The 22,635-nt window shown below is 66.7% G+C and carries 22 protein-coding genes; 9 read left to right on the top strand and 13 right to left on the bottom strand.

Translation table 11 applies throughout. The annotated features are described in order from the left end of the window. Positions 1-8 precede the first annotated feature (8 nt). Positions 9-1,532: an acetaldehyde dehydrogenase ExaC gene (gene exaC / locus IDF66_RS12455; RefSeq protein WP_164310036.1), complete on the bottom strand. Its 1,524-nt coding sequence runs from the start codon at positions 1,530-1,532 to the stop codon at positions 9-11. Positions 1,533-1,889: 357 nt separating this feature from the next. Between exaC and IDF66_RS12460 the strand changes: the two genes are divergently transcribed. The 3 genes from IDF66_RS12460 to IDF66_RS12470 all read left to right on the top strand — a co-directional run bounded on the left by IDF66_RS12460 (position 1,890) and on the right by IDF66_RS12470 (position 7,040). Beyond that, the gene (locus tag IDF66_RS12460; protein WP_164310037.1) at positions 1,890-2,696 is read left to right on the top strand and encodes an LLM class F420-dependent oxidoreductase; all 807 of its coding nucleotides are present in this window, start codon (positions 1,890-1,892) and stop codon (positions 2,694-2,696) included. A 59-nt stretch (positions 2,697-2,755) separates the two neighbouring features. Then, the gene (locus IDF66_RS12465; RefSeq protein ID WP_190267063.1) at positions 2,756-4,825 is read left to right on the top strand and encodes a TPM domain-containing protein; all 2,070 of its coding nucleotides are present in this window, start codon (positions 2,756-2,758) and stop codon (positions 4,823-4,825) included. 127 nt (positions 4,826-4,952) lie between these two features. Continuing rightward, positions 4,953-7,040: a PhoX family protein gene (locus tag IDF66_RS12470; RefSeq protein ID WP_190267064.1), complete on the top strand. Its 2,088-nt coding sequence runs from the start codon at positions 4,953-4,955 to the stop codon at positions 7,038-7,040. Between the two features lie 6 nt (positions 7,041-7,046). On the opposite strand, the gene IDF66_RS12475 is transcribed toward IDF66_RS12470, so the two are convergent. Beyond that, a complete protein-coding gene (locus tag IDF66_RS12475) occupies positions 7,047-7,277 on the bottom strand; it encodes a PLDc N-terminal domain-containing protein (RefSeq protein WP_190267065.1) in 231 nt (76 codons plus the stop codon). Positions 7,278-7,333: 56 nt separating this feature from the next. Here IDF66_RS12475 and IDF66_RS12480 point away from each other — a divergent pair, with 56 nt between their 5' ends. Together IDF66_RS12480 and IDF66_RS12485 are read left to right on the top strand one after the other, a co-directional pair. After that, on the top strand, positions 7,334-7,804 hold the full coding sequence (locus IDF66_RS12480) for a MarR family winged helix-turn-helix transcriptional regulator (RefSeq protein WP_164310041.1): 471 nt from the start codon (positions 7,334-7,336) through the stop codon (positions 7,802-7,804). Positions 7,805-7,820: 16 nt separating this feature from the next. Further along, the gene (locus tag IDF66_RS12485; RefSeq protein ID WP_190267066.1) at positions 7,821-9,101 is read left to right on the top strand and encodes an MFS transporter; all 1,281 of its coding nucleotides are present in this window, start codon (positions 7,821-7,823) and stop codon (positions 9,099-9,101) included. Positions 9,102-9,123: 22 nt separating this feature from the next. Here the strand turns inward: IDF66_RS12485 and IDF66_RS12490 are convergent, their stop codons facing one another. The 8 genes from IDF66_RS12490 to IDF66_RS12525 form a co-directional block, all read right to left on the bottom strand. After that, a complete protein-coding gene (locus tag IDF66_RS12490) occupies positions 9,124-9,513 on the bottom strand; it encodes a carboxymuconolactone decarboxylase family protein (protein WP_190267474.1) in 390 nt (129 codons plus the stop codon). Positions 9,514-9,518: 5 nt separating this feature from the next. Beyond that, positions 9,519-10,187, bottom strand: coding sequence for a CoA transferase subunit B (locus IDF66_RS12495; protein WP_190267067.1), 669 nt, complete (start codon positions 10,185-10,187; stop codon positions 9,519-9,521). Beyond that, positions 10,184-10,960, bottom strand: coding sequence for a CoA transferase subunit A (locus IDF66_RS12500; RefSeq protein ID WP_190267475.1), 777 nt, complete (start codon positions 10,958-10,960; stop codon positions 10,184-10,186). Before IDF66_RS12500 ends, IDF66_RS12495 begins: the two co-directional genes overlap by 4 nt. Positions 10,961-10,991: 31 nt before the next feature. After that, positions 10,992-11,579, bottom strand: coding sequence for an RBBP9/YdeN family alpha/beta hydrolase (locus IDF66_RS12505; protein ID WP_164310044.1), 588 nt, complete (start codon positions 11,577-11,579; stop codon positions 10,992-10,994). Positions 11,580-11,617: 38 nt separating this feature from the next. Further along, the gene (locus IDF66_RS12510; RefSeq protein WP_190267068.1) at positions 11,618-12,955 is read right to left on the bottom strand and encodes an MFS transporter; all 1,338 of its coding nucleotides are present in this window, start codon (positions 12,953-12,955) and stop codon (positions 11,618-11,620) included. Between the two features lie 38 nt (positions 12,956-12,993). Continuing rightward, entirely contained in the window at positions 12,994-14,061 is a 1,068-nt protein-coding gene (locus IDF66_RS12515) for a BKACE family enzyme (RefSeq protein WP_190267069.1), read from the bottom strand. A gap of 80 nt (positions 14,062-14,141) precedes the next feature. Further along, positions 14,142-15,026 carry a TauD/TfdA dioxygenase family protein gene (locus IDF66_RS12520; RefSeq protein WP_190267070.1) on the bottom strand — a complete coding sequence of 295 codons (885 nt, stop codon included), beginning with the start codon at positions 15,024-15,026 and terminating at the stop codon, positions 14,142-14,144. Positions 15,027-15,064: 38 nt separating this feature from the next. Continuing rightward, positions 15,065-16,039, bottom strand: a complete 975-nt coding sequence (locus tag IDF66_RS12525; protein ID WP_190267071.1) for a quinone oxidoreductase family protein — start codon at positions 16,037-16,039, stop codon at positions 15,065-15,067. 181 nt (positions 16,040-16,220) lie between these two features. Here IDF66_RS12525 and IDF66_RS12530 point away from each other — a divergent pair, with 181 nt between their 5' ends. Then, positions 16,221-17,231 (top strand): AraC family transcriptional regulator, encoded by a 1,011-nt coding sequence (locus IDF66_RS12530; RefSeq protein WP_164310049.1) that lies wholly within the window; start codon positions 16,221-16,223, stop codon positions 17,229-17,231. Between the two features lie 52 nt (positions 17,232-17,283). Here the strand turns inward: IDF66_RS12530 and ggh are convergent, their stop codons facing one another. Further along, on the bottom strand, positions 17,284-18,624 hold the full coding sequence (gene ggh / locus IDF66_RS12535) for a glucosylglycerate hydrolase (RefSeq protein ID WP_190267072.1): 1,341 nt from the start codon (positions 18,622-18,624) through the stop codon (positions 17,284-17,286). A gap of 86 nt (positions 18,625-18,710) precedes the next feature. Between ggh and IDF66_RS12540 the strand changes: the two genes are divergently transcribed. After that, a complete protein-coding gene (locus IDF66_RS12540) occupies positions 18,711-19,391 on the top strand; it encodes an SDR family oxidoreductase (RefSeq protein ID WP_190267073.1) in 681 nt (226 codons plus the stop codon). Between the two features lie 3 nt (positions 19,392-19,394). Here IDF66_RS12540 and IDF66_RS12545 read toward each other — a convergent pair whose 3' ends face one another. Together IDF66_RS12545 and IDF66_RS12550 are read right to left on the bottom strand one after the other, a co-directional pair. Next, the gene (locus IDF66_RS12545) at positions 19,395-19,784 is read right to left on the bottom strand and encodes a nuclear transport factor 2 family protein (protein ID WP_164310052.1); all 390 of its coding nucleotides are present in this window, start codon (positions 19,782-19,784) and stop codon (positions 19,395-19,397) included. A 51-nt stretch (positions 19,785-19,835) separates the two neighbouring features. Then, entirely contained in the window at positions 19,836-21,011 is a 1,176-nt protein-coding gene (locus IDF66_RS12550; RefSeq protein ID WP_190267074.1) for a thiolase family protein, read from the bottom strand. 101 nt (positions 21,012-21,112) lie between these two features. On the opposite strand from IDF66_RS12550, the gene IDF66_RS12555 reads away from it, so the two are divergent. Further along, positions 21,113-21,601 carry a winged helix-turn-helix transcriptional regulator gene (locus tag IDF66_RS12555; protein ID WP_387999213.1) on the top strand — a complete coding sequence of 163 codons (489 nt, stop codon included), beginning with the start codon at positions 21,113-21,115 and terminating at the stop codon, positions 21,599-21,601. A 32-nt stretch (positions 21,602-21,633) separates the two neighbouring features. Then, positions 21,634-22,548, top strand: coding sequence for an IclR family transcriptional regulator (locus IDF66_RS12560; protein WP_190267076.1), 915 nt, complete (start codon positions 21,634-21,636; stop codon positions 22,546-22,548). Positions 22,549-22,635 lie beyond the last annotated feature (87 nt).

A 22,635-nucleotide genomic window follows, 5' to 3' on the forward strand; every position in this document is an offset into this window, starting at 1 on the left:
CTGTCCTGTCAGAAGAAGCCCTTGGCATTCTGAGCGTAACCAACCAGGAGATTCTTCGTCTGCTGATAGTGCTCGAGCATCATCAGGTGGTTCTCACGCCCGATGCCCGACTGCTTGTAACCGCCGAAGGCCGCGTGTGCCGGGTAGTCGTGATAGGTGTTGGTCCACACCCGGCCCGCCTGGATCTCGCGACCCGCGCGGTAGGCGGTCGCGCCGTCGCGGCTCCACACACCGGCGCCGAGGCCGTAGAGGGTGTCGTTGGCGATGTGGATGGCGTCGGCGTAGTCCTTGAACGTCGACACGGCGAGCACCGGCCCGAAGATCTCCTCCTGGAAGATCCGCATCTTGTTCTGTCCCGCGAACACCGTCGGCTGGATGTAGAAGCCGCCGGACAGGTCGCCACCGAGGTCGGCCGGTTCGCCGCCGGTCAGCACCTTGGCGCCCTCTTCCTTGCCGATGGCGAGGTAGGAGCTGATCTTCTCGAACTGGTCGTTGGAGGCCTGCGCACCCATCATCGTCTCGGTGTCGAGCGGGTTGCCCTGCTTGATCTGCTTGACCCGGTCGATCGCCTTGCCCATGAAGTCGTCGTAGATGCTCTCCTGGATGAGCGCCCGGCTCGGGCAGGTGCAGACCTCACCCTGGTTGAGCGCGAACATGGTGAAGCCCTCCAGCGCGCGGTCCAGGAACCCGTCGTCCTTGCTCAGCACGTCGTCGAAGAAGATGTTCGGGCTCTTGCCGCCGAGTTCCAGGCTGACCGGGATCAGGTTCTCCGAGGCGTACTGCATGATCAGGCGGCCGGTGGTGGTCTCGCCGGTGAACGCGATCTTGCGGATGCGGTTGCTCGAGGCGAGCGGCTTGCCCGCCTCAACGCCGAATCCGTTGACGATGTTCACCACGCCGGCCGGCAGCAGATCGGCGATGAGGCTCATCACGTAGAGAATCGACGCAGGCGTCTGCTCGGCAGGCTTGAGCACGACGGCGTTGCCTGCGGCCAGCGCCGGGGCCAGCTTCCACACGGCCATCAGGATCGGGAAGTTCCACGGGATGATCTGGCCGACGACGCCGAGCGGCTCATGGAAGTGGTAGGCGACGGTGTCCTCGTCGACCTCCGAGATCGAGCCCTCCTGGGCGCGCAGTGCGCCGGCAAAGTAGCGGAAGTGGTCGACCGCGAGCGGGATGTCGGCGGCGAGGCACTCACGAACGGCCTTGCCGTTGTCCCACGATTCCGCGATGGCGATCTTCTCGAGGTTCTCCTCGATGCGGTCGGCGATACGCAGCAGGACCAGTGATCGTTCGGCCACCGATGCCTTGCCCCACTGCGGCGCGGCCTTGTGCGCAGCATCCAGGGCGAGGTCGATGTCCTCGGCGGTCGATCGGGCGACCTCGCAGAAGGTCTTGCCGTCCACCGGCGAGGGATTCTCGAAGTACTGCCCCTTCACCGGTGGGGTCCACTGACCACCAATCCAGTTGTCGTAACGGGACTCAAAGCTCATCACCGATCCATCGGTGCCCGGCTTCGCGTAGACGGTCATCTGGTGCTCCTCAGCATTGTTCCGATTGAGGTGTCTGGGTTGTCGCATGCGCCACGTGCTGCCACACATGTGATCTGTTACACAGACTAGGAGCAGGCCGGTTGCACCTGCGTTGCAGCGGGGTACACAAGGTTGCAACGTTTCGTCTGTGCTGGTCAGAGGCGCATTCTGCACCTGAACGCGGATCGGCCCGGCCGACGCGGGTCGACCGGGCGAACGCGGGTCGTCGACGACCCGCGGGAACCCGCCGGGCCCGCGCTAGCTGATCCGGGCGCGCCCCTGACGCGAAGGCAACCGCGGACGTCGAACGGAATTCGGACAATGACTTACGGCACGACCTTGGGCAGACTGGGGCACATGACCTTCACCGCACGCGATTTCCCCGTCCGTATCGGCGTCCAGCTCCAGCCGCAGCATGCTCCCCAGTACTCGATGATCCGCGACGCCGTCCGGCGTGCCGAGGACCTGGGTGTCGACATCGCCTTCAACTGGGACCACTTCTACCCGCTGTACGGCGATCCCGACGGCGAGCACTTCGAGTGCTGGACGATGCTGGGCGCCTGGGCCGAGCAGACGAGCCGCGTGGAGATCGGCGCGCTGGTCACCTGCAACTCGTACCGAAATCCCGAGCTGCTCGCCGACATGGCACGCACCGTCGACCACATGTCCGACGGCCGGCTCATCCTCGGCATCGGGTCAGGCTGGTTCGAGAAGGACTACGACGAATACGGCTATGAGTTCGGCACCGCAGGCGGCCGCCTCGACGACCTCGGCGAATCCCTGCCTCGCATCAAGAATCGGTTCGGCAAACTCAATCCGGCGCCCACCCGCGACATCCCGGTCCTGATCGGTGGCGGCGGTGAGAAGAAGACGCTGCGCCACGTCGCCGAGTACGCGAACATCTGGCACTACTTCGTCGACGTGCCCACCTATGAGCGCAAGTCGGGGATTCTCGCCGACCACTGCTCGGCGGTCGGTCGCGATCCCAACGCGATCGAGCACTCCGCCGGTGTGCAGTCGAAGGTCCCCGACGAGGCCGTCCGGGAGGCCGAACAGCTCGTCGCCGCCGGGATCTCGCTGATCACGGTCGGGTCGTCGGGCCCCGACTATGATCTGAGCGTGCTCGAGGCCGTCTGCAAGTGGCGGGATTCGCAGGACAACTGACCGACACCCGGTGACCGGGCGGCGCCGGTGTGTCGAGGCGGCCGGATAGATTGGAGCCCATGCTTTCCACCGCACGGTTGATCTCGTCGCCCCGATGGAAGTCTCGACTCACCGGCTCCCGCGCTGCCACGGCCGTCGTCCGACTCGGCCTCACCATCCTGGTCGCCGTCGCCGCGCTGGTCGTCGGCGCCGGCGTCGGTGGATCGGCGCATGCCGAACCGCCGTCGCGCCTGCCCACCCAGGTGGTCGATTCGGCCAATGTGCTGACCACCACGCAACGCGATCGCCTGCAGAATTCGATCGACCAGCTCTACAACGATCACGAGGTCCAGCTCTGGGTGGTCTACGTGCGGGACTTCGGCGGACTCACCGCCCAGCAATGGGCCCAGCATTCCGTGGCGCAGAGCGACCTCGGCGACCGCGACGTGCTCCTCGCGGTGGCCGCCGACGACCGCGCGTACTACTTCGACTCACCCGAGTCGATCGACGGCCTCGATCAGGACGCGCTCGACGACATCGCGCGCGGTGACATCGTCCCGGCACTGAAGAACAACGACTGGGCGGGTGCCGGCCAGGCCGCGGTCACCGGGATCTCCGATGCCATGACACCGTCACACACCGGCGCGATCACGGCCGCGGCCGTCGGCGGCGTCGCCGTGGTCGGCGCGGCGGGTGCACTGTTCTACACCCGACGCCGCAAGCGCAAGCAGATCGACGCCGGACTCGAGGCCATGCGAGAGCAGGAGCTCACCGGGGACCAGCTGGCCGCGCAACCACTCGAAGTGCTCGATCCGTGGTCCCGCGAGGTTCTCACCGACACCGACAACGCCATCCGCACGAGTGAAGAGGAATTGCAGCTCGCCGTCGGAGAGTTCGGCTCGAGCGAGACCTCACCCTTTTCCGACGCACTCGCAGCCGCGAAGAAGGGGCTGGCCGACTCCTTCGTGCTGCGCCAGCGGCTCGACGATTCGATTCCCGAGACTCCTGACGAGCAGCGGTCGATGCTCGTCCAGATCATCACCACGTGCATCGATGTCGATGCCGCACTCGACGCCCAGGTGGAGAGTTTCGACGCGATGCGCAACCTGCTCATCAACGCCGACTCCAGGTTGGCCGAGCTGACCCAGAAGCTCGTCGCGGTGCGCGCGCGGATCGAACAATCCCAGGAGCAACTCGACACCCTGATCGCCGAACACGGCGAGACGGTGCTGGCCTCGATCACCAACAACATCACCCTCGCCCACGAGGAACTGGACTTTGCCGAGCACAGCTCGGATCAGGGCCGAGAGGCCGCCGATGCGCCTGCGGGAGAGCAAGGTCCGGCGGTGGCCGCCATCCGATCCGCCGAAGGTGCGCTCGAACAGGCGAACAGACTGCTCGACGCCATCGACAACGCGGACCGCAACATCGCGGCCGCCCATTCCCGGATGCCCGCGCTGATCGACGAGGTCGAGGGCGAGTTGACCGAGGCCGAGGCACTCACCGCCGACGGCGGCCCCGCTCTGGCAACCGCGGCGGCGGCGGCGACCACGGCGGTGGCGGCGGCCCGCTCCGACTTCTCCGACGACCCGCTGGGCACGTTCACCGCGCTCATCGACGCCGATGCCGAACTCGACCGGGCCCTCGACGCCGCCCGGTCCGCGTCGGCCGAGCGGCAGCGCCGCTCCGAACTGCTCACCGCTGCGATCACGTCGGCGCAGGCGAAGGTCTCCGCGGCCAGCGATTTCATCTCGACCCGGCGCGGTGCGATCCAGTCGATCGCCCGCACCCGGCTGTCCGAGGCACAGCGCCTACTGGAGCACGCGAACGAGTCGTCGGCGACAGATCCGGTTGCCGCGTCCGACTCCGCGCGCCGGGCCGGTTCACTCGCCGACCAGGCACTGATGGCCGCACAGGGTGACGTCGCGCAGTGGCAGCAGAACCAGCAGCCTCATCCGTCCGGCGGGTCGGTGACCGGGGCCGTACTCGGTGGCATCCTCGTCGACAGCTTCCTGCGCGGCGGGATGGGTGGCGGCCGTGGTTGGGGCGGGGGATTCGGTGGCGGCGGCTACGGCAGTGGCGGTCGGAGCCCCGGCTCGTTCGGCGGGTCGGGTACCTCCGGCCGGATCGGCGTGGGCGGCCGCTTCTGACACTCGCCGGCCGTCCCGCGTTCACGCGCTGATCCACGTCGGTTTCCTTTCCCTCCCTACCGTTCGGGCAGTCCTCGATTCAGCCCACAGGCTCTGATTCGGCCGAGAGCGTCCCCGGAGGGTTCCCGTGCGTATTCCGTTGCAGTTGTTCGCGCCGTCCGGAGAGGATGTCGGCCGGTCGGCCCGTGCGCACGTGACCTGCCGATACAAATGCGGCGACGCCTGCCGGCAGCAACCCGGGAACACCAGCGACAACCCATACTTCCGGGATGTGCTGCGGGCCAGCGCGTCCCGGCGCGCCGTTCTCCGCTCATCGGCGGGCGCCGCGGTCGCGCTCGGCGCGACCTCCCTCCTCGCCGCGTGCGGTTCGCAGGACTCCGACACGGCCGGTTCGTCGTCCGCGGTCGACCACACTGCGCCTGCGGGGATGAACTTCGATCCGGTCTCCCCCAATACCGAAGACGCCCTGGTGATTCCGGGCGGCTACCAGCAGAAGACGGTGATCCGGTGGGGCGATCCGGTGATCCCCGGTGCGCCCGAGTTCGACTTCGCGAATCAGACCCCGGAGGCACAGGCGAAACAGTTCGGCTACAACAACGACTTCGCCGGACTCATCCCCGTCGACGGGGTGCCCAACCACCACTACCTGGTGTGCAACCAGGAGTACACGACCGAAGAGTTCATGTTCACCGGGTACCAGCCGAAGGAACCCACCGAGCAACAGGCACTGATCTCGATGGCAGCGCATGGGATCACCGTCGTCGAGGTGGCCGCCACACCTGGCACGGGCGCACTGACACCAGTTGTCGGACAACGAAATCGGCGCATCACCGCGTCCACCCCGATCCATCTGACCGGCCCTGCGGCAGGCAGTGAGTTCGTCAGGACCACCGCAGATCCCGCAGGCACCACCGTGCTGGGCACGATCGCCAACTGCTCGGGCGGGCTCACCCCGTGGGGCACCATGCTCTCCGGCGAGGAGAATTACAACAACTACTTCGGCAACGCGAGCGCGGTCACCGACACGGCCACCAAAGACCGGCTCGATCGGTACAGCTTCGCCGACGACGCCGACTACCACCAGTGGGGGAGGTTCGACCAGCGGTTCGACCTGGCCACCGAACCCAACGAGGCCAATCGATTCGGCTACGTCGTCGAGGTCGATCCGCACGACCCGTCCTCGATCCCGGTCAAGCACAGCGCGCTCGGACGACTCAAGCACGAGTCGGCGACCATCCACGTCGTGTCGTCGGGGCCCGACACGGGAACCGTGGTGGCCTACAGTGGCGACGACGAACGATTCGAGTACATCTACAAGTTCGTGTCGAGCCGCCGGATGAAGACCGGCCTGTCGTCGACCGCACGCACCCACAATCTCGGCATCCTCGATGAGGGCACGCTGTATGTGGCCTCGTTCACCGGCAACGAGCCGGACGCGATCGACGGCTCCGGAAAGCTCCCGCCCAGTGGATCATTCGCGGGTCGCGGCGAATGGCACCCGCTCCTGACCGTCGATGCCGACGGAACCGCCCGATCCCACGTCGACGGCATGAGCCCGGCCGAGGTCGCGGTGTTCACCCGCGTCGCCGCCGACAAGGCAGGCGCCACCAAGATGGATCGCCCCGAGGACATCGAGCCGCATCCGCGCACCGGCAAGGTCTACTGTGCGCTGACCAACAACGACAAGCGCGGCACCGACGGCAAGGCCGCCGCCGACAGTGCCAATCCGCGTAACGAGAACAAGAACGGTCAGATCATCGAGATCACCGACAACCACACCGGCACCGACTTCACCTGGGACCTGCTGCTGGTCTGCGGCGATCCCGCGGAGGCCGACACTTACTACGGCGGGTTCGACAAGGCAAAGGTCAGCCCCATCTCCTGCCCCGACAACGTCGCCTTCGACCCGCACGGCAACCTGTGGATCTCCACCGACGGCAACGCGCTCGACAGCAACGACGGTCTCTTCGCCGTCGCGCTGGACGGCGCGCACCGAGGTGAGACGAAGCAGTTCCTGACGGTGCCGATGGGTGCCGAGACATGCGGTCCGATCATCGACCGCGACCGCGTGATGGTGTGTGTGCAGCACCCGGGCGAGCTCGACGACCATTCCGCGGACAACCCGGCATCGCACTGGCCGGACGGCGGCACGAGCCAACCACGACCGGCAGTTGTCGCCGTCTGGCGTGAGAGCGGTTCGCCGATCGGGGTCTGAGGGCCCTTACTTTTCGGTACCCTTCCGTCCGACCGCGAAGTAGGCGATCGGACCGAGGTAGTTGACGAAACTCAGGCCGACCCACAGCGGCTTGGGTCCCTTGACCTGCGCCGACGGACGGCGTTTGAGATCGCGCAGAGCCGCACCCTGGAGTACGAACTGGATCATCGCGCCCACGATGATCATGGCGCGCGACCGGGGTGGGAGATCCGAGAACTTCTTCGACGACCCTGTCATACAGTTCACACTAGTGACGCTTTTATTTCGTAACCCTAAGTATTAGTCTTGCGAATGTGTCTGATTTCGAGGTCTCCGATCTGGCTGTCGCCCTGCGCCCCATCCTGACCAGGCTCTACCTGGCGTTACGCAGGCGGACGCCGATCGCCGAGTACTCCGCCGCCCAGGCGTCGGCCCTGGCGGTTCTCCTCGACAACGGCCCGATGCGGATGGGTGAGCTCGCCGAACGCGAGTCCATCCGCATGCCGACCGCGACCGCACTGATCGACGGGCTCACCAAGAACGGCCTCGCCGAACGCCGCCCTGATCCGGACGACCGCCGCGCGGTCCTCGTCGGGCTCACCGACCACGGCCGGTCCGTGCTCGAAGGGGTCCGGGGCCGGCGGGACAGCATCCTGACCGCGGCGCTCTCCGAGCTCAGCGACGCCGACCGTGCGGCCCTCGCCGCTGCGGCCCCGGCCCTGCAGGCACTCCGCGAGCAACTCGATGCCGTCCCCGCGCACAGCGAGGCCGCGTCGAACGAATGAGGAATCCGAGGAAAGCATGACAGTCATCGAGGACAGGTCTGCGCCGGCAGCGCAGCCCGCCGAACACCACGAAACATCACTGCTGGAGACCTTCCGGCAGCAACCGCGCGCGGTCTGGGTGACCGCCTTCGCCGCCGTCATCGCCTTCATGGGCATCGGCCTGGTGGATCCGATCCTCAACACGATCCGCGAGGAGCTCAATGCCCCGCCGTCGAAGCTGACCCTGCTGTTCGCCGTCTACCTCGGCGTGCAGGTGGTGGCGATGCTGATCACCGGTTGGGCGGCATACCGGTTCGGACCCAAGCGCACGCTGACCGTCGGTCTGACCCTGATCGTGGTCGCCGCGGGTGTCTCGACCTTCGCCGGCAACATCGACCAGCTCATCGCGCTGCGGGTGCTGTGGGGTCTGGGCAACGCACTGTTCATGGCGACCGCCCTCGCCTTCATCGTCGGCGCCGCCCGCGGTGGCCAGCACGGTGCGATCCTACTGTACGAGGCGGCCCTGGGCGTCGGCCTGGCCGTCGGGCCGCTCGTCGGCGCGCTGTTGGGTGCGTGGACGTGGCGCGGACCGTTCGGTGGTACGGCACTGCTGATGCTCGTCGGTGCGGTGCTCTGTGCGCTGATGCTGCCCAAGGACGGGCCACGCGGCGACCGCGTCGCCGTCAGCATCGCCGATCCGATCAAGGCCCTGCGCAACCGCACCCTGTTGCTCACCTCCATCGGCTCGGCCTTCTACACCGGTGCGCTGTTCACCGTCATCGCCTACGCGCCGCTGGCGATGGGACTCTCCCCGATCCCGGCCGGCATGGTCTTCTTCGGCTGGGGTCTGCTGACCGCGGTCTCAGGTGTCTTCGTGGCGCCACGAATCGCCGATGCACTCGGGCAGAAGGGCGGCGTCATCGTCGCGATCGGCGGCTACGGCATCACCATGGCACTCGCCGGGCTGGGGGTCGTCACCGGTCAGGTGTGGCTGACCGGGTTCGCGATCGTGCTGTCCGGGCTGCCGTCGGGCATCCTCAACACCCTGTTCACCGGTGTCGCGATGTCGTCGGCCGATCCGGACAAGCCCCGGTCGGTCGCGAGTGCCGGCTACAGCTTCCTGCGCTGGATGGGCGGTGCCGCGTCGGCGGTGATGGTCGCCTACCTCGCCGAGTGGTTCGCCCCGTCGGCCCCGTTCTGGTTCGCCGTCGGCTACTGCGCCATCGCGGTGTGCGCGGTCTCGCTCGTCCGGTCGGCGAGGGCCGAGTCGCATGACGTCGCCGAGGACGCCGCACTGGTCGGTGCCGAAGAGTACTGAGCCTCATCGGTTCTCGTTTCGGTCAGCTGTCCGGCGTCTGCGGTGCGGGCGACTCCGCGCTCTCTTCCAACAGGATCGGCAGGCCGAGGTTGATCGAATGAATCCCGACTGTCGTGGAGAGTTTCAGGACCTCGAGGATCTCCGACCTCGTCACGCCGAGGTCGAGTGCGGCTCGGATGTGCCGCCGGAGGCCCTGTGCGTACAGATGGGTGCACGAGGCGTCGACGGCAATGCAGAGCAGTTGGACGACCTGGGGTGACAGGACACCACTCTCGTAGGGCTGCATGACCGAGGACAGATACTCCTCGGTCCACGCCGGGTCGAGATCGTCCAACCCGTTCCACAGCTCGTTCCACGTGCCATCGGCCTTCATCCGCTCGGCGATTCCCGCCCGGTCGTCGTCGCGGGCCATGGTGGTCACCCTCCTGTCGCCTCGTGGAGAGGAGCATCTGTCGCAGACCGGACCTGCTCAGGGCTGATACCGGGCGCACACTCGCGCAGCACCAGCCCGCGGTCGGTCACATCGATGACCGCGAGGTCGGTGATGATGCGGTCGACCACGGACTGCCCGGTCAACGGCAGGGTGCAGCGCTGCACGATCTTCGGGTAGCCGAGCTTGTCGGTGTGGTCCATCAGCACGATGACCGTGCGGGCTCCGTGCACCAGATCCATTGCGCCGCCCATGCCCTTGACCATCGCGCCCGGCACCATCCAGTTCGCCAGATCCCCGGACTCCGACACCTGCATGCCTCCGAGTACCGCGACATCCACGTGCCCGCCCCGGATCATGCCGAAGCTGGCGGCGGAATCGAAGAAGGACGCGCCCGGGTTCACCGTCACGGTCTCCTTCCCGGCGTTGATCAGGTCGGGGTCGACCTCGTCCTCGGCGGGGTACGGTCCGGTGCCGAGGATCCCGTTCTCGCTGTGCAACGTGAGCTTCTGCTCAGGGGTGAGATGATTCGGGATCAACGTCGGGAGCCCGATACCCAGATTGACGTAGCTGCCCGCGGTCAGCTCCTGTGCGGCTCGGGCGGCCATCTCGGTCCGCGAGCGGCCGACGACCCGAACGAGGTCCGGCGCGGTCATCGAATTGTCTCCTCGGCAGAGCGCACGGTCCGTCTCTCGATCTTCTTGTCCTGCGGGCCGGTGTGCACGATCCGGTGGACGAAGATCCCGGGTAGGTGCACGCAGTCCGGATCGAGTTCACCGGCCGGCACGAGTTCCTCGACCTGTGCAATGCAGATCCGCCCGGCGGTTGCCGCCGACGGGTTGAAGTTCATCGCCGCCTTGCTGAACACCAGGTTTCCCTCGGTGTCACCTCGTGCCGCGTGCACCAGCGAGAAGTCGGCGGTGATCGATTCCTCCAGGACATAACGCTTCCCCGCCCACGCCGCACCGAACTCGCGTACTTCCTTGGGTGGCGAGGCGACCGCCACCGTGCCGTCGCCGTGATAACGCCACGGCAACCCACCGTCGGAGATCGGTGTCCCCACACCGGCCGGGGTGAAGAACGCGGGGATACCGGCACCCCCGGCGCGCATCTTCTCCGCCAGGGTGCCCTGCGGGATCAGCTCGACCTCCAGTTCGCCGGCGAGATACTGGCGGGCGAACTCCGTGTTGCCACCAACATAGGACGCGGTTACCCGTCGGATCTGCCTGCTGTCCAGCAGCATTCCCAACCCGAGGCCGTCGATGCCGCAGTTGTTCGAGAACACTTCGAGGTCGGTGGCGCCGCCGGCCGCCACTGCGGCGATCAGTTGATCGGGGATGCCGGTCAATCCGAATCCCCCCACGGCCAGTGATGCGCCCGTGGTGATATCGGCGACCGCCTCGGCCGCCGTTGCGCAGATCTCGGTCATTGCCGTCCCGGAAACCGTCGGCGTCTGTGTGTCAGACATGGGCGTCGACGATGCTGTGCGCGATCAACTCGTCCAGGAGTTCGGCCGCCCGCGGCCACCGGCCATGCCCCGAGGCCGGGTTGACGTGACCCACGTCGCCGAGGTCGACCAGCCGGCTGCCCCATGCCTCGGCCATGCCGCTGATACGGCGGTATCCCCCGAGTGCGTCGTCACGACTCGCCGCGACGACGCTCGGGAACGGCAACCGCCGGCGCGGAACCGGGAGCCAGCCACCCTTCTCGATGTCGGCCTTCTTCGGATAGCCGTCCGGCAGTGGGAGTTCCAGATCGGCTGGGGTGACGAGCAACGCACCCTGCACGGGACGTGCGCTGTGTTGCGCCCAGTGGACAGTGGTCATCACGCCTGCACTGTGCGCCACCAGCACGATCGGTCCGTCGATCTGCCGGATGACGTCATCGAGGGCAGCAACACGATCTCGGCGACTGAGCTTGTTGCGTTCGAGCGCGGCCACGGTCCGTGCATCGCCGAGGTCGGCGGCGAGGTGTGTCTGCCAATGGTCGGCCACGAAGTCTCGCAGGCCGGGGACGATGACCACGGTGGGCGAGGTCTCGGTGTTCATGAATTGCTCCTGGCGGGTGGGGTTTTCGTGGTGGGAGATCAGGCAGCCTGCGGCGGTGCGCCTGCGCCGAGGGCCGCGAGCTTGCGCAGTCCGAGCGGATGCAGTCGCCTGCCGGCGACCAGCGCGACGATCGCGAGGATGTAGACGAAGGGTGCGAGCTGCAGCGCCCCGCGCAATCCGAGGTGATCGGCGAGAATGCCGATGACGAACGGCCCCAGCGCCAGGCCCAGGAGGTTGTTGGCGACGGTCAGCGTTCCCATTGCCGAAGCCCGCACCGACGAGTGCGTCAGGTTCGCGACCATGGCAGCCGTGGGTCCCGACGAACCGGCCGAGAAGAATGCGCCGATGCCGAGCAACACCAGCTGCGCGGTGCTGGTTTCCATGCTGAATCCGATCGTCAGACAGACCAGTGAGATGCCGCAGAAGCCGATGGCGGCCTGCCATTTTCGGGTGATGTCGCCGCGGCCGAGCCGATCGGTCACGATCCCGCAGCCCACCATGCCACTGCCGACGAGGAGGATGATGACGGCCGCCGCGACGCCTGCCTTGTCCGGGGCGAGGTCGTAGTAGCGGTTGAAGAAACTGGGCATCCAGGCCAGCAGGATGGCAGCGGTGAACATCTGCAGTCCCCCACCGATGTAGGCACACAGCACTGCCGGGTTGGTGAACAGGCTGGACACGGGTGCACGGAATCGGCGGGACTGTGGTGTGGCCGCCGATTCCGGTTCGTCGACCGCATGCTGCGCCAGTCTGTCCTCGGTGACCAGTGCTCGGAACAGTGCCACCAGAAGCAAACCGAGGACCGCCATCGCCGCGAATGACCAGCGCCAGCCCAGGTGAACGGCGATCGCACCCCCCAGGGCGACACCGAGCACCGAGCCGAAGGACCCGCCTGCCATGAACGAACCACTCAGTGTGGCATGCAGACGCGGCGCGAAGACACTGAGCACCAAGGCGATACCGACGCTCCCGTACGCGGCCTCACCGACCCCGACGAGGAATCGGGCACCGAGCATCTGCTCGTAGTTCGTCGCCACCGCACAGAGCAGGGTGGCCACCGACCACAGCACCGCCATCACGATCAGGCTCCGCACCCGCCCCCACCGATCGGCCAGCAACGACAGCGGCAGCGTCAGCAGACCGACCATCAGCGCCACGATGCTGGTCAACGAGGCGAGTTGCGAATCCGCCAGTGACCATTCCGCTTTGAGGAGGGGGAAGATCGCGCTGAGTACCTGCCGGGACATGTAATCCGAGAGGAGCAGACCGAACGCGAGCGCGAAGACGATCCACGGGTACTTCCGAGATCGTGTGGATGGGCGGGCGGGACTGCCGTCGTCGCCGACGCGTTCCGCGACGGAGGTGGATGTCGCCATGGGAGGTACTCCTGGGGGGGCTCGTCTGAGACGGCTGATCAGCCGTGGTGGGGGAATCCGTGATGGGTGAAGCCGACCTGTCCGGGACGGCGATTGGGTGCATAGCCGAGCTTGGCGAGCGTTTCGTCGGCATCCCGGTAGGTGTCACCGATCCGGTAGATCTCGCGGGCTTCCTTGCCGGTGGCCACTTCCCGGCCCAGCTCACCTGCGATGCGCACCAGCTGCTGGATCTGCTCCACCGACGTGTACTTCTCGCCGATGCCGCCCCAGATGGTGTCCTCGTTGCCGCAGCGGCTGTGCAGGCCCATCGCGATCGCCATCGCGTTGACCGGAAGCACCGACCGCATCAGGGTTTCCAACGTCAGGCATGCCCCGTCGGGGACCCGCTGGATGAAGTTCATGATGTTGTACGGATTGGGGCCGTCGAAGCCGCCACCGATGCCGACCCAGGTGAGGTTCAACGGGCCCGTGTAGACGCCGCGACGGATGAGGCGCTCGACGGTCTCCAGCTGGGGGATGCTCGAGAGCTGAAAGTGCGGCTGGATGCCGGCGGCCTGCAGTCGACGAAGGTGCTCTTCGACCCATTCCGGTCCGGCGGGTACGGTCATCTCCCGGTAGGTCGCGGAGAGTTCCGGGCGTTCGAGTGACGTACCGGCGATGTCGTCGGCGGTCATCAGCTCCATGATGTTCATCTGGCTGGTGTTGATGGCAATGGTCACCTGATCGGGGGCCGGGTCGAGCTCGGCGAGCATGTGGCGGGTGTCGTCGGAGAGCCATTTGGCGTCGGCCCCCTCGCCTTCCGGTGCGAACGAGATCGATCCACCGACCTGCAAGATCATGTCCGGCACTGCTTCCCGAAGTCCGGCGAGCAGTTCGTTGAACTTCGACAGCCGCTTGCTGCCCTTGCCGTCGAGCTCCCGCACATGGATGTGCAGTACGGTGGCGCCGGCCTCGTAGCAGTCCACACCCTTCTGGATGTGCTCCTCCATGGTCAGCGGGAGGTCTTCGCGGAAATCGTCGAGTTCCCATTCGGGGCCATAGGGGGCGGCGGTGATGACCAACTTCTCCTGGGTCTCGGGGAAGAGGGCGTCGTCGTGGAAATGCATGGCTGTCTCCTGGTTGATCTGTTGTGGTTCAGAGGTTTTGGGCGATGCTGGGGTTTCGGTGGTGCTGGGGTGCCGGTGGATCAGAAGGGGCGGTCGCCGACGATCCCGGCGCGCTCCATCTTCCGAACGGCGGGCCAGTAGTCCTGGACCGCGTAGTGCTGGGTGCACCGGTTGTCCCAGATGGCGATGCTGTTCTCGGTCCAGCGCCAGCGGACCTGGTACTCCGGTATCGCGGCCTGACTGGTCAGGTACTGCAGCAGATTGCCTGCGCCAGGGGCGTAGTCGCTACCGAAGCGGACATTGTCGGCCGTGTGGTAGTTGACCAGGTGCGTCGTGAACGAGTTGACGAACAGGATCTTCTCGCCGGTCTCCGGATGAGTGCGTACGACAGGGTGTTCCGCGTCCGGGAACCGGGCGTGCAGAGCGTGCCGCTGGTCCATCGTCATCCGTGCACCGAAGGTCGCCTCGATGCTGTGCCGGGCCCGGAGCCCGGCGATCTGGACCTTCACGGTCTCCGGCAGACGGCGGTACGCCTCGGCCATGTTGACCCAGATCGTGTCGCCACCGACCGCCGGTCCCTCCACACAGCGCAGCACCGAGCCGAACGGCGGGTTGTCGCGCCAGGTGGCGTCACAGTGGAAGGCATTCTCGAAATGCTCTGGCGGACTGTCGACGTCCTTGTAGATCCGGACCAGTCCGGGATGGTCGGGGTCACTGCCGACGACGGGATGGTCCTCGAGGGGACCGAACCTCTCGGCGAGTGCGACATGCTCGGCACGGGTGATGTCCTGATCGCGGAAGAAGAGCACCTTGTGGTCGATCAGCAGCGACCGGAGGCGGTCGAACTGCGCATCGTCGCGGGCGACCTCGCCCAGGTCGATGTCGGACACCTCTGCTCCGATGGAGCAGGTGAGCGGTTCGACCCGAAATGCCGTGCGGCTCGACGGTCGGGTGGCGGTCGTCATGATTCGTCCTTTCTGACAGGCGAAATGGTTCGGGTGGCTCAGAGGGAGAAGACCGACGACCCGACACTGCGGCCGGACTCGAGGTCCCGGTGTGCAGCCGCCGCGTCGGCGAGCTCGTAGCGCTGGTTGATGTCGATCGCGATGTGACCAGCAGCGACCATCGAGAACAGCTCGGAGGCGAGCTCGGCGCGCTCTGCGGGATCGGCGATGTAGTCGGCGAGTGCCGGCCGGGTGACGAACACCGAACCGTTGACGGCCAGTTGCATCGCATCGATCGGTGGGACCGGCCCCGACGCGGTGCCGAAGCAGACGAGTAGTCCTCGGCGGGCGACCGACTTCAGCGATGACTCGAACGTGGTGGCACCGATGCTGTCGAAGACGACGGGAACCCCTGCGCCATCGGTCAGCTCACGGACGCGGGATGCGATGTCCTCTCGCTTGTAGACGATGACCTCGTCGCATCCGTGATTGCGCGCCACCTCGGCCTTCTCGTCAGTCGATACACTGCCGATCACTTTCAGGCCCAACAGCTTTGCCCACTGACTGAAGATGAGTCCGACCCCGCCGGCGGCCGCGTGCAACAACACGGTGTCACCGGACTTCAGCGGCCAGATCCGGCGCAGCAGGTACGCGGTGGTGAGTCCGCGCATGGTCATGGCGGCGGCGGTCTCGAATCCCACCGCGTCGGGCAACGGGATCAGGTGCTCGACCGGCATCACGCGTTGGGTGCTGTAGGCACCGAGCGGGCTGCCGGTGTAGGTCACCCGATCGCCCTCGCCAACCGACGTGACGCCCGGCCCGACCTCCTGCACGATGCCTGCGGCCTCCACGCCCATGCCTGCCGGGAGCGGCGCCGGGTACAGCCCGGTACGAAAGTAGGTGTCGGCGAAGTTCAGGCCCACGGCCTCGTGCTGGATCCGGACCTCACCCGGCCCCGGCGCCCCCACCTCGACGGTCTCCCAGCGCAGAACCTCAGGCCCGCCGATCGCGTCGAATCGCACAGCTTGCGCCATGGTGTCCTCCTCCTTTTCGGCCCGGGATCGCTCATGGGAGTCATCACGGCAGGCCTGTGACTGTGATCGCCGCTTCGGTCGACCATCTGATGTGATGCATTCGACATTACGAGGATTACCGCCCGGATTCTTTTCGCTACGGGACGTGTGATTGTGCAATCGGGGACATAGGCTGAATGTCGTGAAACCGCTCGCCCGCTACGCCGCCCTCAACAACTTCGTCGAGCTCGGTCACTCGCTGCGGCTCGATCCCGCCCAGCTCGTCCGTGACGTCGGACTCGACCCTGCGAGCCTCAGCCTCCAGGACCGTTGGGTACCCGCCGAGGCGATCGCCGACCTACTCGAGCGATCTGCTGCCGCGTCGGGTCGGGAGGATTTCGGGCTCGCACTGGCGCGCTATCGCCGCCTCGCCAACCTGGGCCCACTGAGCCTGGTCATCCGGGAGGAACCCGACGTGCGGAGCGCTCTCGGGGTGTTGATCCGTCATCAGCACATGTACAACGAAGCCCTGCGTACGCGATTGTCGGAGGTCGGCGGCATCGCGACGCTCCGCATCACCCTCGACGTCGGTGTTTCCGGAGAGTTCCGGCAATCCGTCGAACTCGCCGTCGCCGTTCTGCACCAACTCCTCCAGGGATTCATCTCGCCCGACTGGCACCCGGTCGGCGTCACCTTCACCCATCTACCGCCCGACGATGCCCGGGCACACAACCAGTTCTTCGGAACCGACGTCCGATTCGGACAGGACTCGAACGGGATCTCGCTGTACACAAAGGATCTCGACACCCCCAACGTCTTGTCGGATCCGGAGCTCCGCCGCTACACCCAGGATTTTCTCGACGACACCGTCGGCTCGGCCGATCCGCGAACCGAGTACCGGGTGCGCGAACTGATCGAGCTCCTCCTACCGACCGGGCGCTGTTCGGTCGATCAGGTCGCGCGCAGCCTCGGGGTCGACCGCCGGACCGTCCACCGACGACTCGCCGCCGAGGGTGAGACCTTCTCTTCGGTCCTCGACTCCATCCGAGTCGAGCTCGCCAAGCACATGGTCGGCAACCGGCGCCACGCCCTCATCGAGATCGCCGAACTGCTCGGGTTCTCGTCCCCCGGCAACTTCTCGCGCTGGTTTCGTCAGCGGTTCGGCCAGACGCCGACCCAATGGCGGCGGGAGTACGCGGTCGAGCCGGCCTGATCGAGGGCGAGCGCCAGGGGCGCGTTTTGCCGGTGCCCGGGCCGACGATGTGTCAATCCAGCCAATCCAGCACTGCCGCCGCGGTCCAGCTCTGCTGCATGCTGCCCAGTGGTTCGCCGGTGAAAGGTTCGTAGTATTCCGCGAATGCGCCGTCGGTGGCCTGACGGAGCCCTTCCTCCCGCAGGCGCGCCGACCGCTCGGTCCACCCACGGCGCGCGAACGCCCAGCTGAACAGCCAGGTCATCACCGGCCACACCGGCCCGCGCCAGTACTCGCGCGGTTTGAAATCCATCGAGATCGGCGACGTCGACGGCGGCACCGCGTAGCGCAGATCCGGGTGACCGCAGAACCGCGGACCGTCGAACAATCGGAGCAGTGCCCGCTCACGCTCCCGCGACAATCCGCCGCAGATGAGCGGCGCGAACACCGCGATCGTCTCGGTGTTGATCCAGGCGCCGGCGCGCAGATCGAAATCGCTTGCCGCACCGTTGCGTTCGTTGGCTGCCGCCACCACGCCGGCACGGAAACGATCCGCCCAGGCGCGCAGGTCACGGACGTCGGACCGGGGCTTGGAATAGTCCTCACCGATCGTCGCGAGCACGTCGCAGGCCACCGCGAAGATCGCACTGACGAACACGTCCTCCACCGCGAAGCTCATCACCTTGGGGAGGATGTCGTCGTCGTACTCGGCCCGCTTCATCTGCTCGACCAGCCAGATGTACCGGTCGTACTCGTTGTTGCTCGGACGCATGGACAGATCCGCCACGTGGTCGAGGTCGGCCCGGGTGTACGGCGGGAGATCCTCGCCGGGAACCACATTCGCGTAGGGACGGTCCCACCGTGGCGAGTTGTCCATCCCCGACTCCCAGCCGTGGAACAGGGTGATGCGGCCGCGGCCGTTGGGATCACGAGCGTGGGCGAGCCACCGATGCCACCGCACCAGCGAACCCCATCGCCGATCGATGAACTCGTTGGCGACCGACCGGGTGGTGCGTCCGTGGCGACGCGAGTGGTCCAGGATGCGTTGCACGGCAATGGCATGCACCGGCGGTTGGGTGATGCCGGAGGTGTCCGGATAGTCCGGAGCACAAGCGGCGAGCCTGGCGCACTCCCAGCGCGCGGGCCCCGGGAAGTAGCCGTCGCGCCCGTTGGCGAACACGATGTGCGGGATCATCCCGTTCTCCCACTGCGCAGAGAGCAGGGTGTCCATCTCGATCACGGCGCGCTCGACCGACAACGGCGCCAGACCGACCGTCACGAATGCGGCATCCCAGCTCCACATGTGCGGGTACAGCTTGGGGGCGGCGCTCGTCATGGTGCCCAGGTCATTACCGCGGAGCAGATAGGCGGCACGCGCAGACAACTGAGTCGGGGTGAATCCATACCGGGCCACGGGTCGATTCTGCACTGCGCGCCGCGCCTGCGCGCAGCGAGGGGAAGCGCTGTCGGCGCCCAGGCGGACCCCGTAACCTCGAACCCGTGCCCACCGCTCTGATCACCGGGGCAAGCCGCGGCCTCGGCGCCGAGATCGCCCGCCGGCTGTCCCCCACTCATGACCTCCTGCTCGGAGGACGCCCCTCGTCCGAACTCGACACGCTCGCGACCGAGTTGGACGGAGCGAGCACCTTCCCCGTGGACCTCACCGACTACGACGAGGTCGAGGCGGCCACCGAGGCGATCAACGCCCTCGACGTCCTGGTCCACAATGCCGGAGTCGGCAGTTCCCTGGAAGGTGTGGCCGATACGCCGGTCGAGGAATGGCAGCACGTTCTGGAGGTGAACCTGGTGGCCGCCGCCGAATTGACCCGGCTGCTGCTGCCCGCGCTACGGGAGGCCGGCGGCCACGTGGTGTTCGTCAACTCCGGCGCCGGCCGTCGCGCCAATCCCGGCTGGGCGCCGTACGCGGCCAGCAAATTCGGCTTACGGGCGCTGGCCGACGCACTCCGCGCCGAGGAGCCCACACTGCGGGTGACCTCGGTCTTCCCCGGTCGCATCGACACCGAGATGCAACGGGACCTCGTCGCCATCGAGGGCAACGAATACGACCCGTCCCAGTTCCTCAAGACCTCCACGGTCGCGAACGCCATCGTCCATGCGATCGCCACGCCGGCCGACGCACATCCCGAGGAGATCGTGCTCCGGCCGACGGGGCGGGGCTGACTGCTAGAGCTGCTTGAGGTCCGACTGCTCCCACACGGCGCGCATCGACGACACCTTGCCCTGCGCGTCGAACACCATGATGTCGATCGGGGTGATCTCGAACTTCATCCCCGACGTACCGGTGACCAGGGTGAACTCGAAGACCGCGGTGTCACCGGCGATCTTCTTCCACTTGAGTGTCGCCGTCCGCTCATCCATACCGGTGATCACCGAGTAGAACTCCACGAGCTGATCGCGCGTCGTGCGCAGATCCGCACCGATCGGGTCCTCTACCGATGCGTCGGCCGCATAGAGATCGGCGATCTGCTCGGCCGTTCCCGAATTGAGCAGCTCGACGTAGGCGTCCACCGCCGCATTGATCTTCTCGCTCAGTGTGCCCTGGTCAACCGTCATCACAAGCCTTCCTCGAAGTAGAACGTGTTCTATTTCGAGACGGTAGCACTGTCAGGCATCGAGGCGCTCGTAGATGGTCGCGTTCGCGAGACCGCCCGCCTCACACATCGTCTGCAGCGCATAGCGTTCGTCGCGTTGCTCGAGCGCGTTGATCGCCGTCGTCGCCAGTCGGGCACCGCTTGCACCCAACGGATGGCCAAGCGCGATGGCACCGCCGTGCACGTTCACCCGCTCCGGATCGACACCGAGTTCGGCCGCCCAGGCCAGCACGACGGGAGCGAACGCCTCGTTGACCTCGAACACCCCGATGTCGGCGAGATCGAGGCCACTGCGGGCGAGGACCTTGCGGGTCGCAGGGATCACCGCCGTGAGCATCATCAGCGGATCGTCACCTGCGACCGAGAACGAGTGCACCCGAGCCCGTGGCCGCAGACCCAGTTCGCGCGCCTTTTCCTCGGACATGATCAGCAGCGCGGCCGAACCGTCGCTGATCTGACTCGCGCTCGCGGCAGTGATCTTCCAGCCGATCTCCGGGAACCGCGTCGCGATCACCTCGTCGTAGTAGGCCGGCCGGAGCCTTGCGAGATCGGCGACCGTGCTGCCCATCCGGATGCCCTCGTCGACGGCGAGTCCGGCCAGTGGCACGATCTCCTTCTCGAACAGTCCGTTCTTGGTCGCCACCGCCGCGAGATCATGGGACCGGAGCGCGAACTCGTCGATGGCGGTTCTCGAGATGTTCCAGCGGGCGGCGATCAGCTCAGCCGAGATACCCTGCCCGACAAGACCCTCGGGATAACGTTCGTCGAATGCGACGCCGTTGAGGTCACTCGTCCCGGCGACCGCCGATCCCATCGGCACCCGCGACATCGACTCCACCCCGGCCGCGACCACGACGTCGTAGGCGCCGGAGATGACCCCCTGCGCCGCGAACGCGATCGCCTGCTGGCCGCTACCGCACTGGCGATCGACGGACACGCCAGGCACCGACTCGGGATACCCGGCAGCCAGCAATGCGCGACGTGCGATGTTGAACCCCTGCTCGCCGGACTGGGTGACCACCCCGGTCACCACGTCGTCGACGACCGCCGGATCGATACCGGTGCGTTCGACGAGGGCCGACAGGCTGTGTGCCAGCAGATCCACCGCATGCACATCGTGCAGCGCTCCGGTCGGTTTCCCCTTGCCGATGGGCGTCCGTACCGCATCGACGATGACCGCGTTTGTCATGGTTCCTCCATCTCCGGGCCCACCTGACTTGGGTGGGACATAGTCAGAGGTCTACGCGCTGACTATGGTTATGTCAAGCCAGATGTAGGATGTCTCACATGATGACGCTCACCGGACCCCTCGCCGACCGCGACAGCTGGGAGGCAACCGACTGTTCCATCGCCAAAGCCCTCGACCTGGTCGGAACGCGGTCGGCGATGCTCATCCTGCGCGAGGCGTTCTACGGCGCCACCCGGTTCGACCAGTTCGCCCGTCGCGTCGGGATCACCGACGCGGTCGCGTCGACCCGGCTGAGGGAACTGACCGAAGCAGGCATCTTCGAGAAGGTTCCGTACCGGGAGCCCGGACAACGCGCGCGAAACGAGTACCTCCTGACCCAGATGGGCCGCGATCTGCTGCCGGTGGTGCTCGGCCTGCTGCAGTGGGGCAATCAGTACCTGCAGCCGCAGGGCGCCCCGCTTCGCCTCACCGATTCCGAATCCGGCGAGCCGGTGATCGTGGACGTCCGGACGCGGTCGGGCGACGAGGTGGATGCCGACCACATCGATGTCGGTCTCGTCCGGCGGCCCCCATCTCGACCGCATCGGTAAGGTGATGGCGTCCGGGCGATGGAGAGGTTTCGGTGGCAAAGCACAGCAGAAGTGCCTCACCGCCGACGGCTCGCGTCCTCGACATCCTGGACTACTTGGTGGAGCACCGGGGTCAACGGTGGGGCCTGTCGGAGCTGGCGCGCAACTGTGAGATCAGCAAGCCGACCTGCCTGGCGATACTGACCGAACTCACGGCCCGCGGATACCTGCGCAGCCATCCTGAGGACAAGACGTACGGCCTCGGCCCGGCGCTTGTCACGGCGGGACGGGCGGCCCGACGAGACTTCGCGCTCGACCCGGTCGTTCGCGACGAACTCGATTCGCTCACCCGGCAATTCGGCGTCATGAGTGTTGCATCGGGTCGCGTCGGCGACCAGTTCATGGTGCTGGAGGTGGCCACCCCACCCGGCGTCCGACCGCCGGTCAGCGTTGGGCAGACCTTCCCCTTCGCCCTGCCGACGGCATTGATGTACGTGCTCTGGCAACCGGACGAGGTCCTCGAGCAATGGGTGCGCGGTGAACACACGTGGTCGGCGGGGCTCGATCTCGATGAGCTGCGCCGCATGGCTGCCGAGTGCCGCAGCACCGGCTATCTGGTCGAGAAACTCACTCCGACGCTCGAACGCGTGTACCAGATCCTGGGCAGCGCCGCCGCAGATGACCTCCCACCCGAGTTGCGTTCGCTGATCACGGATCTGCTGGCCGGTATGGGCGGACAGCGCGTGCTCACCCGCGACGAACTCCGGCAGGCCGATCCAGGCATGTCTCATCGCGTCGGTGTCATCGCGGCACCGACCTTCGACGCAGACGGCGACCAGTCACTGCTCCTGACCGTCAATGTGCAGGACGCGCTCACCGCGGGCGAGATCGCCCACCACGGAACGGTTCTCAAGCAGACCGCGGATACCCTCACCGACTCGCTCGGTGGGCGGAAATCCCAGGCGTAGAAACGCCTCACACCGCACCGCCTTTCCACGCACCTTCCTCAGCGCACCCCTTGACCCTTCCGGATGCCGCTTGTAGCGTGACGCCCA

The organism is Gordonia hankookensis (assembly GCF_014673215.1).
Classification (GTDB): domain Bacteria; phylum Actinomycetota; class Actinomycetes; order Mycobacteriales; family Mycobacteriaceae; genus Gordonia; species Gordonia hankookensis.